Here is a 13,912-nt window from a genome sequence, read left to right as displayed (position 1 = left end):
AACAAGAAAGAGGGCTTTTACATGTATCCTCTTTCATTTGTAGACATAAAAAAATCACTTTCCGTTTTCTCAATTGAGTAACAAAAAATGATTCAATCTGGTTTGCCTGTTATAAAATTTTTCATCGTTCTATTTCCATTGTTTCTTTTTTCCTACTTGATTTTTTTGTAGCCCTTGGCTGCTCCACATTACCTTGTGCAATAGGCTCTGGCTTCTTCAAATTGACTCTGTATTAATGAAATATTAGATGGTGAATAGTGATAAAATTTTGCCATAAAAGATAAATAATCTTTCAAATCTCCCGGTGTACGAAAATAGCCTTCTATGCTTTTTTCCATCTTTTTTGTTAAAGCTTGCACCGCTTCTTTCTTTTCTTCCGGTGATTTTGTTTGATACTTTTCCTTATAATTTTTACTCATGATCTTCTCCTACTCTTTCGCTAGCTCTTTGCAATTCTTCCATGTCTTCTTCATTCCATCTTTCAGTTGTATCAAAGAAAAGCGCATGAGTTTTTACGTTAACCGGAACTAACATATTCTCTTGATTCATAACATGAACTGCAAGTTCTTCCTCTTGTTCTCGTGTAATTTTAATTGTTAATTCTTTATCTTTTACAAGTAAAATTAGTTCACCTTCTCCAATTGCTTTAATGACTCCTAATGCGATATCTTCATGAAATAATAACATCCTACTAACCTCCTATTTTTTTATAAAAAGAAACAATGTAGCTTACGTTACATTGTTCTTTGATGCTTCATGATCTAGACGTTTTTGTCTCGCATGACTAATTCGTTCCGCTACGACTTCCTTTGCCATTTTCACGCCACCGACTTCTATTTTATCCGTAGTAATAATACTCTCTAAATCTAAGTCATTGGCAAAAAAGTACCCATTCATTAATTCAATTAAAACTTGTGTATTTCTATCCGCACTATTTGCACCAAGACGAATTTTTGTTAGCTCACTTTTTAATATGTCATGAAGATTTTTAGAAACAACTTCTGAAATATAATTCAATGACCATTCTGTATTTTTTGATGCTTGATGTTCCATACAAATTTTCGATATGGCATCACCAGGATGTGTAATATTATTCTCCTCCATATACTCTTGAACATAATGATGGACGTTTTCACTCAATGATAACTTCATTCTTACTTTTTCATTCCCCATAATCTAACCCCTTTCGTTTTCATATGCATTTTCCCTTTGCATCCGCTCTTAATACTTTTGGTTTTTCCAACTTTCATATTCACTTTTAAAAGCACGCTCCACTTTCTTCATGGAATACTGAATAGATACATTCTGTTGGAATTTTTGATATGGTTTTGATTTCTTCATATGATGTATTCTCTTTTGTTCTTTATCATATGTCTTCATTTCTTGTAAAAAGGCGTTCCCTATTCTTTTATACAAATCATTGATTTTTTTCGTCATGTAATTTTCATATTGCTTCTTATCATACTTTCCTTCTCCACATGCTTCTTTAAAAACTTGAACTCCTTTATCTAATTTTTGGAGAAACTGATCGTAATCTTTTTTATGATGATGTTGAATATATCGCCTGCTTAATTCATCAATTTCCGGCTTCAATGGCTGAATTGTATTGTAGCTATATCGCCATTGCCTTTTATTATTTGGTAACTTTTTGTATATTTATAAAAAGAATGGCTTCAGATGATTGTTACGCCAATCAAAAACCGAATCCTCTTTTTTACTTCCCACCATATTATTTCGTATCAAATCATTAGTTTATTTTTGTTCTTGTTTACGATCCAATAAATAAATTATTTACCACTTTCCCCTTCATCGCATCTAATGTTTTGGGTTTTCTTTTTCCTCGTTCTCTCGTTGGAAATGGTTCAACAGTTGCCACATGAATATGAATGTTATCCGTGTTAAAATGAATGGCTGCCGACCAGGTAGAACTTTTTTCTGGCCCTTCTCTTTTATGCATTTCCTTCATCGCAAGCCGTTTCACATCCATTAACTTTTTTTCATCCGATTTTTTTGTTTTCTCATCATAAATGCCTTGTTTCTCTAGCCAAGGATTATGAAAAGAAATGACATCTTGCCACATAATACTTCCATTTTCATGATCAGTCTTAAACATTTCCTTTAAGGATTTTTTCTCACTTTCCGTTAAACGATTTGCGTGTTCCGTAAACAGTGCCGATGTCTTTTCTGGATTCACCATATATTCTTGATACGTCTCAAACATTTTCGGATTCAACTTCACTTCACTTTGTGCTTCTTCCCGGTCTACATACTCAATATAGTTCTGAAAGGCATCTGAACTTGATAACACAAATTTTGTTTTTAAAACAAAACCTGGCGTGCTGGAAGATTGAACTGGAACCGTACTACTCATTTTCATCATCCTGCATCATCATTTGAATAAACTCATTCATTTTTTTCATTTCGCTATAACAATCATTCATCATATGGATGTTCTTTTGGATGATATTTTCTAATTCCATTTCTCTTTTATTTTGTTGCTGAAAAAATGCCAACATCTCAATTTGGTCTTTCAAAAATTTCTGCCTGGATAATCCTTTCCTCTTTGCAATTTCATCTATTTTCTTTACGGCAATTGGATCTACTTCTCTAATTCTGATTTCCACTTTTCCCTCTCCTTTCTACAATTTTGGGTAGAGATCAAAAAATAGTGAGAAGAGCATAAGGGGTTTTTGTTCCCACCCATGGTGTGAAGCTAGGCGGAGCCTAGCGAAACGATGGGAACAAGAAAAGAAACTGAATGTCCCCCTTATGTCCCCATATTTTCCGTTAACGTCTCCATCACGTCCCGTTATTTTTTCTACATGTCTCGTTCATGTCCCTCTTTTTCTTCTCAATGTCTCCATCGTGTCCCTATGTCTTTTTTCAATTTTTATTAATTTCTTGTGCCTTTTGCTCTAATTTTTTGATCTTATCTCTCGCATTTTTTTTACTCTCCTTCAAACAATTCAACGTTCTTTTCTGATGATTTTATTTTGGATTCTAAAGATGATATTTTCGATTGGGTTTTCGTTTTTTCCGCTCCGGTTTGGTACTTCATTTCATCTTTTAGTTCTTTTACTTTCTCATAAACTGTCTTCCCATTTTCTTCTTCACGCTTGATTACCTTCCCATAATATTTAATCTTTGTTTCTAAATCTTTCTTGTCTCTTTCTATAAAATCTATCTCATATGTTTTTTTATCTTCAGCTAACAATTCATCATTTGCTTTTATTTTTCTTTGATCGGTAAAAATCGTCTGAACAAGTTTATTGTGACTCTTTGTACTTGTATTTTCATCTTCATATTCGTTAACATCTTGTGTGAATTTGCGAATATCCATTTGTTCTTTTTCACTGTTTTTTATTATATATATCTAAAGTTAACGCTCTCCAATTTGGAGATAATTCTTTGACTTCTATCACGTAATTTCCGTTCTCTTCATACAACACTTTGACAGGTAATTGAACACCTGGTTTTGCTTTTTCTTGTGCCTGAAACGTAAATTCTGTTTCCTCATATCCTTCTATCCGAAATCGAATTTCAATGAAGTTTTTATGTGGATTATACTCCCTTTGTTCTACAATCAATTTCCCCATTCCCGACAACTTGATTACTTTATTTGTTGCCGTATGGAATAGTCTTTCATCGTTCGGCATGTAAATTTTAGATGTGAAGAAAGCGGAAAAACCTAAAAATAGAAAGCTGATAATTGCTAGGTAGATCCACGACTTATTTCTTCTCAAATTGATTCTTTCACTCTTCCTACTGATTGTACCTATCACACTCTCACCTCACCTTTTTTTGTTATAAAACTTTCATATTGAGTTTTTCTACACTTGTAACTCGCCATGTTTCCTTTTCTTTTTTTAGATGATTCGTAACACACTATTGACTTTTTCTTCTCGATATTACATGACTTAAACGATTACTTAAGTGATGATCAGAAAAAAGCATATTATTACATTTTGAGTCAAGAATTAACATACCTTTCCGAAAATGATGCGTACATAATTGCTTTAAGACTGCCATCTGATATCGATCGCTTCACAAGATGGGATTTTGAAGAATGATTGCAATGGTTTCAGTTTAATAAAGCTGAAACCATTGCAATCCTGTGCATTTCATAAAGATTTTTAATCAAAAATCTAAACAGAATTAAGAACGTAGAAAACGTAATACCCAAAGGACAAACTCGCTTTTGGATGCAAATAATAATCGTAAGTTTGTTTTCTTTAATTTTTTAGAAGAGAACAGATAAATTTTAAAAAATCCAATGAAAAATAACCTTGTTTAAAATAATTATATATAGCAAGGTTATTTTTCATATCTTCTTATAGTTTTCTATAATCTTAGTATTTTTCAACAAAAAAATCTTCAATAGCCGTACTCGTTTTCTGTAAACTATTATCAGTTTCCAGGTAACTCTACTATAGAAATTACATTTGATAGATACTGAATATTCATTTATTTACCAATGGATTAACTTTGAAATTTACTAAGCTTAAATCTTCAATAGCTTGCTGTAGTAAGTATGAAAGGTGAAAAATTAATTCTAATGTTTTTATTTATTTTAATTTCTAAAACAAGATTTATTAAATATAATATTCTATATTTTTTGTCATTTTTTCAGGAAGCTTAGCATATTTTCAATATATAAAAAGAATCCTGTGAATTTCTAGCATATGAAGCTAAACCAAACATTTTATGAATAAAGTGTTTTTGATCTTAGACAGACTTGTTCGGCAAAATAAATTGGCTGTTTACTCTAATAAAGGTTTTATCGACTCCTCATGAGTTGTTTGTTCATTTAAGATGATATTGCATTGTCTCTTCTAATTAAGGTCTATATGGATAAACTCAGCTTATAATTGTTGTTTGAACAATTCATATATCTCTTCCCTTTAGTTCATACTGATAATGCTTCTATTTGAACTAATTTTCCTTTTCATACTGAGTACATACCTTTTTTAAAATAATACCATCAGTATCTTCAAGGGTTCTGGTGCAAAAATATTAGTTAGAAACCTAGAGTAGCAATTTCCTCTACATTTCTAGCCTATGAAGCTAAACCAAACAGTTTATGAATAAATTGTTTTTGATTTTGGACAGACTTGTCCAGTAAAACAAGTTGTCCTTTTTTCATCATATGCATGGCTTCAACACCACTCAATATAGAAATTGCTGTTTTAAACGACTTTAACCCTAACATAGAATGAACTCGCCTTTTAATAAACCGGTGGTCTTGTTCCACTATATTATTGAGATATTTAGCTTGCCTTAGTTGCATGCCTTCAGGCATATGTTTCTCTTCTTTCAACTCTTGAATCGCTACAGGATAAGCAGGGTTCTTATCCACTGTTATCACGCGAGGTTTAGAAACATACGAAAAAGCCAAGGCTTTCTTGAAAAAACGCTTGGCTGCTTGTTTATCTCTTGATTTACTTAGATAAAAATCAATTGTATAACCCTCTGAATCAACTGCACGATATAAATACATCCATTGACCTTTTACTTGAATATAGGTTTCATCGACTCTCCACGAGTCATTTGTTGATTTAAGATGATGTCGTACTTTCTCTTCTAATTGAGGTCCATATTGATGAACCCAGCGCATAATTGTTGTGTGAGCAATTGATAATCCTCTTTCCTCCATCATTTCCACCAGGTTACGGAAGCTCAAATTGTACCGTAGGTACCACCTTACTGTTAATAAGATGAGTTCAGGCTGATAATGCTTCCATTTAAATAAATTTTCTTTTTCCATACTGATCACGCACCTTTTTTAGAGTCATACTATCAGTATGTCCAAGTTTAGGAGATTACTTGCAAGAGTCTTGCGATTTTTGCACCAGAACCGCTTTACCGATACTTCCATCTTAAAGCCCCCAGAAATAATTATGATTTTCTACGCTTTTACTAAAATCTCTATTTATCCATCTTACACTCATTTAATACCTTATATAAATAATATTATACAAAAAATGTATTATATATGTAATATTGGTAAATTGATAATTTATTTTCAAGTAATGCTTATAATTGATATTGAACTTCAAAAAGGCGGTGGGAAATTTGAATGAATTAAAAACTGCGGAAGAAATTATGGAAGCTATCCAAAATTTAAGCAACGAGGAAAGATGGAAGCTGCTAGACAAAATGTACGATGAATACTACAACACAACAGGTAACGAAGCTCCAATAGACTATTAATGTAAAAAAGGTAAATTTTATAACTCAAAATCCATCAAAGTCACTACAAGCCTGCAATGACTCTCTGTTAAATTTTATTAACTTTAAATATAATCCTATTAACTAACCTTCTAAAAGGTCATACAGGCCAATCTAAAAATCTATTTTTCATCATACTCAATAACTTTATTTCATAATTAATCTTATCTCGTGAAATATAAATAAAAGGGAAAATCCCATCCGTAAAAATAGATTTGATTTCCCCTTCCTTCTATAAACTAATAATAAAATTGATATTTTATTTTTAACTTCCTTATTTTCTCGTTCAGATAGCGACTAGATTGCGAATGAATCAATATCTTTTATTCATTTAAATTCATCTATTATTCTTTTCATTGCACGCTTAACACCACTATAGGCTGTTCCAATTTTTTAGTAATAGAATTATTGCCCGTACAATCGAATGATTTTCTGATTTTTTCATATAAGTAATACTCATCATTCCACGAATGTTCTTGGTAGATACGCCATAACTTCTCCCAAAACACACTTTCAAAATCATCTCGGAAAACCCGTTTGTTTTTCCATGCATTTTCAAATTTATTAAGAGTAGATCGCATCAAAGACCTTATTAAATAATCATTAAATATGATATAGAAAGCATCTTCTCCTTTTTCCAATCGAAGCATTACATACTTATCCCACGTCTTTTCTACCGCAAGCACCTGCTTTACTTTTTTATCATTATAAATTCGTTTTATTCGTTCCAACTTATCTTCCTGCTGTATTTGAATATGTGTTTTCTTTTCTCTTTTGTATAATTTCATGTTGCCGCCCCCATAATTTTTAGAAATATTTTCAAGTTTGTTGTGACAAAACTACAAAAAATGTTGTATTTATGAATGTCTAAGACAGGAAAGGAACTATCTCTCACTCGGTCTATTCGTCTCTACACGCACAAAACGTGACACTATATTGATAAAAATTATTATTTATATGGAATGACGGCACTGAAACACAAAAAAGACAAGGAACCTTACCTTGTCTATCTACAATCAAAGCTTATTCGCTAACATATCCAATCTCTAATCATGGAAATTAAATTGTTAGATAAATGTTGAGAAATATAAAAATCACATTTCCATTGAATTACATTTTTGTTATTCTTAATTATAAGAATATTCAAAAACGGGAGGGGACTTCATGAACGTTCATACACAAGATAATAAACAGATTACGCAATTACTAAACGAATGGTATCACTCTATGTTGTCACAACAAAATATGCAAGCAACAAACTTAAAACAAGAAATAGAAGATAGACTTTCCAATACCAAGAAAGATGAACACTTATCACTATATTATTCGTTACTAAATTTTAGATATACAGTATTAACAGATGGACTTAGCATCACAAAAGATAGTTTTAATAAAATTAATTCCTTCGATATACCCGAAAATAGCTTTCTATCCTATTATTATCACTTCTTCAAAGCCATGCACGAAGCAATGATTTCAAATTACACTAAAGCTAGAGATGAGTTTGAAAAAGCTGAAAAACTTTTAATGTACGTACCAAATGAAATGGAACTTGCGGAATTTAATTATCGTATTGCTTCATTCCACTATCAAACATACCAACCCCTAGTGGCAATTCAATATGTAACGAAGGCTAAAGATATATTCTCTAAACATGCAGGTTACGAAATTAATTTAGCTGCATGTGACAATGTTTACGGGCTATCTTGCATAGATTTAAGACAATTTGAACAAGCAGAAATTAATCTTAATTCTGCATTAGATATTCTACGGAAACACGATGAAGAATCTTTAGTCCTTAGACTAAGACACAACTTAGCGTGGTTATACGCAAATCAAAATCTTTCAAAATTAGCAATTCGACATGTATCCGAAGTGACGAAAAAAAAACCTAAACATTTCAAAGCCATTTTTGTAGAAGCACGTGAGTATTATAAATTAGGCGAACATACTCTTGCCGAAGAATTGATTGAAAACGGTCTACGTATTTGTAATGAACTTGAAAATAAAGAACTTCTACCTCATTTTATGATTCTAAAAGAACTAAATAATAAAACTTCCGCATTATCTTTAGAAAAAGAAATTTTAGAAGGGATTTCTTACTTTAAAAAAGAAAAACTATGGGACTGCGTGCAAGAATACACTGAAATTTTAGCAAATGCATTCTATCAAGAAGAAAATCATGTACAAGCTAGTAAGTATTTTTATATGAGTAATGAAGCAAGAAGAAAATATGAAGAAAAAGGGGCGTTAAAGTAATGAAAAAGATTGGATTAACAATAGCTGGATTAGCCGTATTAGGAATTACATCTTTAGGATTAGGACATACAAATGAAATAGCAAAAACGAAACAAAAACTAATAGCAGTAAATATAGGCGATACCTGGTCACCTCAAAGACCTGATTTAGCTTACAGTCACGGTCATACTGGCGGTTCTCCTGAATATACACATGGAGAAGGCTGGTCTCCATCTTACACACACGGGGAACCTTGGGGTATAGCTGATGGTAATACTGGTGCACCTGCTTACGACCATGGAAGACCGCCTGCACCTACGAACACACATGGTGAAACAATAATTTAACAAACAAAAAGAACGCCCTAACCCTTACATTAGGCGTTCTTTTTTCGTTGTAAAAATAAAACCCGCGAATTAAATCGCGGGTTCTTGTAATAATTCTTGGGCATCTATCATAATATCCGAAACATTAACACCTCTACTCTTGCACATTCCTACCATTGCAGGAATAATGATTTGAAATTCCTTTTCTTTGATAACACTTGTATACGAAGCCCTAGCATTAGTTTCTCTTGCGATAGTTCTCCGAGATTTCAAATTAATCCCTTTCTTTATCTTGTTTACAAGATGACTGCAAAGTTATTGCCAACCTTTATTTGCCCAAATGGTACCGTGAATAACTACGGAATACCGATTAACATGCTTGAGAAGAATCTGTCTAGGAGTTTTATACTGCACTTCTTCTTTTGCTAACGTTTTAATCACCATTTTTTCTTGCAACTTGGTTTCAATTTCAGTAATATGACGCCATTAACTTTTGTTTCATGAACATAGAGCATCGTTAAATGTCTTCTATCAATTAACGTCTTAAATTATTACTAGGGTCTCCATCAGGATTGCTTCGAATATAGGGCTCAACATATGTTCCATCCTTTCGATAATACCCATCTACTGAATGTATACCCGGACTGGATTTACCACCATTATCTTCTGGATAATCATCTTCTTCATTAGAATCATCACCATATTTGCGTAAACAATCACTATCCGTGCTACATCCTTCATGTGGCTTTGAATCAGTAATTAATGACATTATTTTTGCTACTCCCACTGCCCCTCCTATAAAAAACCAAAATACAACTAAAATAGTAACAGTAGTCTGAAATAGAGTTGGAATAGTCTTGAATAACTCTGGAATATCTTTTATTGCAAGCCCTCCAGCGAAAGTACAAAAAATATAAATCAAAATAATTACTATAACAATTATCAACTCGAAATTTAATTACTGCCTTTTGCAAATCTTCCATCACTATTAATCTCCACTCGATTTCTTACTATCTATTTAAAATGAAACCCATTACACGCAGCATCCCATCTAATTAACCTTAATCCAGATATAGTCATCCTCATATTTAACATTTAATTTTAATCGAATCCCCTTCATATAAACCTCTAATTGTTTTATAAGATCCTCATCATCAGGGTTATCATATCTATCTACATCTAAATATAACTTAAATATATTTCCCTTCGTTAACTCAAACTCCCATTTTAGAAAGTTATGTAACATATTTTCTTTATTCATATAATTGTTTGCTTCCATATAATCTAGTAATTCATATAAATTATAGTATACTAAGCTACTTGGTCTAAGGCCTTCACATCTTGGGCAAAATTCTCTATATCTGTCTTGTAATTGCATAATCATTTCTGTTCCACATTGATTACAGTTATACATATAACACCCTCCTCTACTAGATAACTCAATTTCTCTCCCTTATTTCCTGTCCTTGAAATTATAAATTATACTATTTTGTTTAACAAATATTTTTCTTATGCAACTGAAAGTATAATTTATTCTCCAGGTGAATTTCTATCTTAGTTTTTGGTTTTAATCCAAATATCAATACCCTGTTTGAGGCTTAAGTTACTGTGGTGTATAATTATCAAAAATTCTAAGGAGTTATATATATGGTTAATATAAAAGTAATAGCTGAGGTTTTGAGGATAGGGTTACAAATTGGTTTATTTTCAAAAACTGAAGTAATCGAGTGGGCTGATCATACAATTGAAACATTAGATAGTCCTTCTATTGAAATTATAGAAGTTTCTTTATCCAGTAATGATAAGTTAGTTGATATTGTATCTAAATTAAAAAACATAAAAGGAACGTATGATAAAAAATTACCCATAAAAATTATACTGGGACTGTTATGGGAGAAATTTATGATAAATGAAGAAAATGTATTGAAAATAAAACCATTTATATCTAATTTGATATATTATAATTGCTGTGAGGGATTCGATTATGTAGATGAACAGCTGTATAATTTTAATGAAGAAATTAATTTAGCCGCAGATAATATATATGGGAATCTAGAAGATATTAGTCAAGAAATAAAAAGGTTTTTATCTATTTATAAAGATTTTAGTATATATTTTCATTTACCTTATGGTGGGCTGGATGATGAATAAAAACAACAGGTCTCAAAGACTCTTAAAACTTCTTGAAGCAAATAGAAAAAAGCATAAACCTACTCATGGTGCTTTATATGATGAATGCGTCTGCGTGTTAGGTGCTGGAACTAAAGAATTAGCTCCTGAAATAGGATCAGAAATATACAAATTATTAAATGACTCTTACCCTTTTGAATGGTGGGGACGAATCAGTTGGAATAAGGTTTCCCTTAAACATGCCATTGACTCCATGGATCAAATATCTCATCTTATCCCATTGGAAAGTAAAGTCTATATCCTATGGAGTACTGGACCTACTCCAAATTTAAACGATATATTACATAATATTGACGATGTAACGGCGGTTGGTAGCGACACTTATCTTTTTTGTCCAAATAATTTTGTTATAGAATTTTACCATGAAGGTGAAATCATGATTGGTTTTGGAAAAAACCGTATTTAACAGCCAACATACAAAGAAATTTTTTTGTTTCTAGATTTATTGATACTGATATTGATGTGTTATGTAAACTTAATATAAATACCTTATGCAATCAAAATACCTTTCATCATCTATATTCTTGATGTAGTAACACTCTGGATAAAAGGTAGAGGGAGATAGACAATGAAAGAAATCATTAAAGAGATTGTTTCTACAAGTAAAAGATACAAAGTTCAAGTTATCAAACGATATGATGGTTTTTACACTACAGAAGTTTTTGCGTGGTTTGAGGATTACGGATATGAGTATTGGGCTCCTATTAAGCAGGGTTTATCGTTAATTGATACAGAAAAACATGCCATATCTATAGCAATGGAAAACTTAAAAGTGTATTCAGGTGAGAGTGATTAGTGGGGATTAGCCGAGAGTTATTTACTTTATCAAGTTTTACTTTAGTAAATAAAAGGCTAGTTAGCTCTTATAATGAACTAACTAGCCTTTTTATTTTTTTTTCCTTTTTACATATGTTCCTCATGCAATTTTCGTTCAGAGAATTCGATAAATTCCTCTAGCTTTTGTTTATCTATAATCGATACGAAAATATACACTAACTAAATTTCGACAAAAAAGAATGGAAATGATTCTATTTTTAGTAAATATTTTTATAAATATTACGATACACGAAATTACTATATTAATTTTAATAAAAGCCCCTCAAAGGAGCCACTTATTTTACAAGGTACTGTTCTACTTCTTTTATTAATAGTTCGGCACCTTCTGGACTTAATGTTATCTTACCGTTTGCTAATGATATGTTACGATTTGATATCTCTCCTGTTAATGCACAAACACCACCGGGCTGATATTTTTGTAAAACAATGTCTTCACCTTCTACAAAGATCTCTAATGGTGATTTTTCTTTAATACCTAGCGTATTTCTAAGTTCCTTTGGAATTACCACACGCCCTAAATCGTCTACTTTTCTAGTCACTCCGGTTGCTTTCATCTAGCATCTTTCCCCATTTCAATATCAATTGTACCTAAGTTATTCTCTACTATTATAACAAGCTTTCCCCATACCTGAAAGTTTAGTTACATTTACAAAAGAACAAGTGGAACAAATAGAAAATTATTGGCATGAAAATAGGCTTAAGAATCGAAATGAAGCAATGCGCCAGCTCATAGAGAAAGAATTTAAATCATAAATAATGAGTACCCTTTTTATTTTCCCTAAAAAACCTAAAAACATCTGTAAAGCCTGTATCTATCTTTACATGTTTTTTTATAATAAATAAGACCTATTGTATTAACTACTTCATCAAAACGCAAAATAAACCGATTTGGAAAGCCGTTTTCAAATCAAACCTCATTTTTATACAATTCATCCTTATTTACCGCTTCCCAGCGATTTTTCAGTCTTATATAATTGAATTAACAAATATTAGGGTTTTTTTAATGAATATACAAAACGTATCATCAGCACTCGACAACCCTAGATTGTAAAGATGGTCTATCTTCCTTTGTGTATTGCATTTCTAAGATTTTTATTTCCCCTTACCCCTTTATACTTTATTTGTACCAATACCCATTACTTCACCTTTTCTAAGACCATAAAGAACGTACTATCCGGTAGCACAACTGCATTCCCAGACTCATCTTTAAACTCGATTTTCTCGCTAAGATGGCTTATATATCCATCCTGCAAATAGTTCCTAGCTTGAACAATGTTTACTTTATCTCCAAAGATACCCTTTACGAAATCCTTATAGTCGTTTTGCGTAAATATTCCAAACATCTGCAAGTACCTCATATTGGATTATACGACCCTTAAATCCATGGACATACTGCTCTAAGAATTTCATTCCGCCCGCATCTTTAAAATGAATCACACGCATTAACCTTTTATCTTCGGTCATGATGCCATCACGAATAATAATACGACCTCCCTGCTTTAACACCTCGTAGGCACTCTGCAGACCCTTTTTAATTACTTCATGATTGAATTTCTTACCTTCATACTCAATATAAGAGAACAGCTCATGTAGGATAGAAGAATATACAATCGTATCAACCGATTCTTTATCAAACGAGCTACTTAAGTTGATTGCATCCCCTTTAATGACGTCCCAAGAACGACCCTCGGTCTGCTTCTTCTTTTTCAACGTTTCAATCACGTTTTCCGAAATATCGATACCGTAGATTCGTTTATCCCCGATCTCTTCTTCAATCATGTCTAGCATGACACCACCGCCGGAAGAAGTCCAAGATTTTTTTCTTTATTATAAGTTAATTTTCCATACTTACCTAAGATAAGAAGCTCTTTTAATAAAAATTTGCTACCAATCTTAGATTAGCCCAGCATTAAAGCGGATTCTCCTGGAATCGGCATTGCTTGTAATATTGCCAAATCTTCATCAAATAGCGTTTCATAGATACTACCCTCAGCATCCCTACCTAAATCCACATCACTATAGATGCATATCTTGCTGGATCACGTTCATCCTTTCTTACAAACTAATGCGGTTATCTAATTTAATAACTGTGT

The 13,912-nt window shown here is 32.0% G+C and carries 15 protein-coding genes and 6 pseudogenes; 8 read left to right on the top strand and 13 right to left on the bottom strand.

The annotated features are described in order from the left end of the window. Window positions 1-203 precede the first annotated feature (203 nt). The 6 genes and pseudogenes from BG05_RS01730 to BG05_RS31405 form a co-directional block, all read right to left on the bottom strand. Window positions 204-419: pseudogene (locus tag BG05_RS01730) on the bottom strand (hypothetical protein); the annotation flags it as partial. Next, entirely contained in the window at window positions 412-687 is a 276-nt protein-coding gene (locus BG05_RS01725) for a hypothetical protein (RefSeq protein ID WP_002191646.1), read from the bottom strand. The gene BG05_RS01725 and the pseudogene BG05_RS01730, both read right to left, overlap by 8 nt. Window positions 688-729: 42 nt before the next feature. Next, entirely contained in the window at window positions 730-1,173 is a 444-nt protein-coding gene (locus tag BG05_RS01720; RefSeq protein WP_002191647.1) for a hypothetical protein, read from the bottom strand. 48 nt (window positions 1,174-1,221) lie between these two features. Continuing rightward, window positions 1,222-2,371, bottom strand: a pseudogene (mobP2, locus tag BG05_RS01715) (MobP2 family relaxase). Continuing rightward, window positions 2,364-2,624 (bottom strand): hypothetical protein, encoded by a 261-nt coding sequence (locus BG05_RS01710; protein WP_002191650.1) that lies wholly within the window; start codon window positions 2,622-2,624, stop codon window positions 2,364-2,366. Before BG05_RS01710 ends, mobP2 begins: the two are co-directional and overlap by 8 nt. Before the next feature lie 259 nt (window positions 2,625-2,883). Further along, window positions 2,884-3,782, bottom strand: a pseudogene (locus BG05_RS31405) (hypothetical protein). A gap of 126 nt (window positions 3,783-3,908) precedes the next feature. On the opposite strand from BG05_RS31405, the pseudogene BG05_RS29030 reads away from it, so the two are divergent. Next, a pseudogene (locus tag BG05_RS29030) lies at window positions 3,909-4,258 on the top strand (Replicase RepFR55); the annotation flags it as partial. A 798-nt stretch (window positions 4,259-5,056) separates the two neighbouring features. On the opposite strand, the gene BG05_RS01695 reads toward BG05_RS29030, so the two are convergent. After that, the gene (locus tag BG05_RS01695; protein ID WP_041867967.1) at window positions 5,057-5,764 is read right to left on the bottom strand and encodes an IS6 family transposase; all 708 of its coding nucleotides are present in this window, start codon (window positions 5,762-5,764) and stop codon (window positions 5,057-5,059) included. A 308-nt stretch (window positions 5,765-6,072) separates the two neighbouring features. Between BG05_RS01695 and BG05_RS30885 the strand changes: the two genes are divergently transcribed. Then, entirely contained in the window at window positions 6,073-6,210 is a 138-nt protein-coding gene (locus tag BG05_RS30885) for a hypothetical protein (RefSeq protein WP_016127876.1), read from the top strand. Window positions 6,211-6,581: 371 nt separating this feature from the next. On the opposite strand, the gene BG05_RS01685 is transcribed toward BG05_RS30885, so the two are convergent. Then, the gene (locus BG05_RS01685; RefSeq protein WP_003192989.1) at window positions 6,582-7,016 is read right to left on the bottom strand and encodes a hypothetical protein; all 435 of its coding nucleotides are present in this window, start codon (window positions 7,014-7,016) and stop codon (window positions 6,582-6,584) included. A gap of 376 nt (window positions 7,017-7,392) precedes the next feature. Here BG05_RS01685 and BG05_RS01680 point away from each other — a divergent pair, with 376 nt between their 5' ends. Beyond that, entirely contained in the window at window positions 7,393-8,487 is a 1,095-nt protein-coding gene (locus BG05_RS01680) for a response regulator aspartate phosphatase (RefSeq protein ID WP_003192987.1), read from the top strand. Then, window positions 8,487-8,813, top strand: a complete 327-nt coding sequence (locus BG05_RS01675) for a hypothetical protein (protein ID WP_003192985.1) — start codon at window positions 8,487-8,489, stop codon at window positions 8,811-8,813. Before BG05_RS01680 ends, BG05_RS01675 begins: the two co-directional genes overlap by 1 nt. Window positions 8,814-9,327: 514 nt before the next feature. On the opposite strand, the gene BG05_RS30445 is transcribed toward BG05_RS01675, so the two are convergent. Continuing rightward, window positions 9,328-9,579, bottom strand: coding sequence for a DUF3892 domain-containing protein (locus BG05_RS30445; protein ID WP_103458512.1), 252 nt, complete (start codon window positions 9,577-9,579; stop codon window positions 9,328-9,330). 264 nt (window positions 9,580-9,843) lie between these two features. Continuing rightward, complete coding sequence (locus BG05_RS01660) at window positions 9,844-10,206, bottom strand: hypothetical protein (RefSeq protein ID WP_016127872.1); 363 nt, start codon at window positions 10,204-10,206, stop codon at window positions 9,844-9,846. Between the two features lie 233 nt (window positions 10,207-10,439). Between BG05_RS01660 and BG05_RS01655 the strand changes: the two genes are divergently transcribed. The 3 genes from BG05_RS01655 to BG05_RS01645 all read left to right on the top strand — a co-directional run bounded on the left by BG05_RS01655 (window position 10,440) and on the right by BG05_RS01645 (window position 11,778). Then, entirely contained in the window at window positions 10,440-10,943 is a 504-nt protein-coding gene (locus BG05_RS01655) for a hypothetical protein (RefSeq protein WP_003192974.1), read from the top strand. Beyond that, window positions 10,933-11,388, top strand: a complete 456-nt coding sequence (locus BG05_RS01650) for a CDI toxin immunity protein (protein WP_016127871.1) — start codon at window positions 10,933-10,935, stop codon at window positions 11,386-11,388. The genes BG05_RS01655 and BG05_RS01650 overlap by 11 nt, the downstream gene beginning before the upstream one ends. Window positions 11,389-11,550: 162 nt before the next feature. Continuing rightward, entirely contained in the window at window positions 11,551-11,778 is a 228-nt protein-coding gene (locus BG05_RS01645) for a hypothetical protein (RefSeq protein WP_003192969.1), read from the top strand. 316 nt (window positions 11,779-12,094) lie between these two features. Here the strand turns inward: BG05_RS01645 and BG05_RS01640 are convergent, their stop codons facing one another. After that, window positions 12,095-12,373 (bottom strand): AbrB/MazE/SpoVT family DNA-binding domain-containing protein, encoded by a 279-nt coding sequence (locus tag BG05_RS01640; RefSeq protein ID WP_003192967.1) that lies wholly within the window; start codon window positions 12,371-12,373, stop codon window positions 12,095-12,097. A gap of 70 nt (window positions 12,374-12,443) precedes the next feature. Between BG05_RS01640 and BG05_RS32275 the strand changes: the two genes are divergently transcribed. After that, window positions 12,444-12,572: a ribbon-helix-helix domain-containing protein gene (locus BG05_RS32275; RefSeq protein WP_215567967.1), complete on the top strand. Its 129-nt coding sequence runs from the start codon at window positions 12,444-12,446 to the stop codon at window positions 12,570-12,572. A 383-nt stretch (window positions 12,573-12,955) separates the two neighbouring features. Here BG05_RS32275 and BG05_RS01630 read toward each other — a convergent pair. Continuing rightward, window positions 12,956-13,622: pseudogene (locus BG05_RS01630) on the bottom strand (methyltransferase domain-containing protein); the annotation flags it as partial. Continuing rightward, window positions 13,614-13,834: pseudogene (locus tag BG05_RS32260) on the bottom strand (hypothetical protein); the annotation flags it as partial. The pseudogenes BG05_RS32260 and BG05_RS01630, both read right to left, overlap by 9 nt. Between the last annotated feature and the right edge of the window lie 78 nt (window positions 13,835-13,912).

The sequence above is a fragment of the Bacillus mycoides genome, from assembly GCF_000832605.1.
Taxonomy (GTDB): Bacteria; Bacillota; Bacilli; order Bacillales; family Bacillaceae_G; genus Bacillus_A; species Bacillus_A mycoides.
This window is presented reverse-complemented; position numbering and strand designations above follow the sequence as displayed.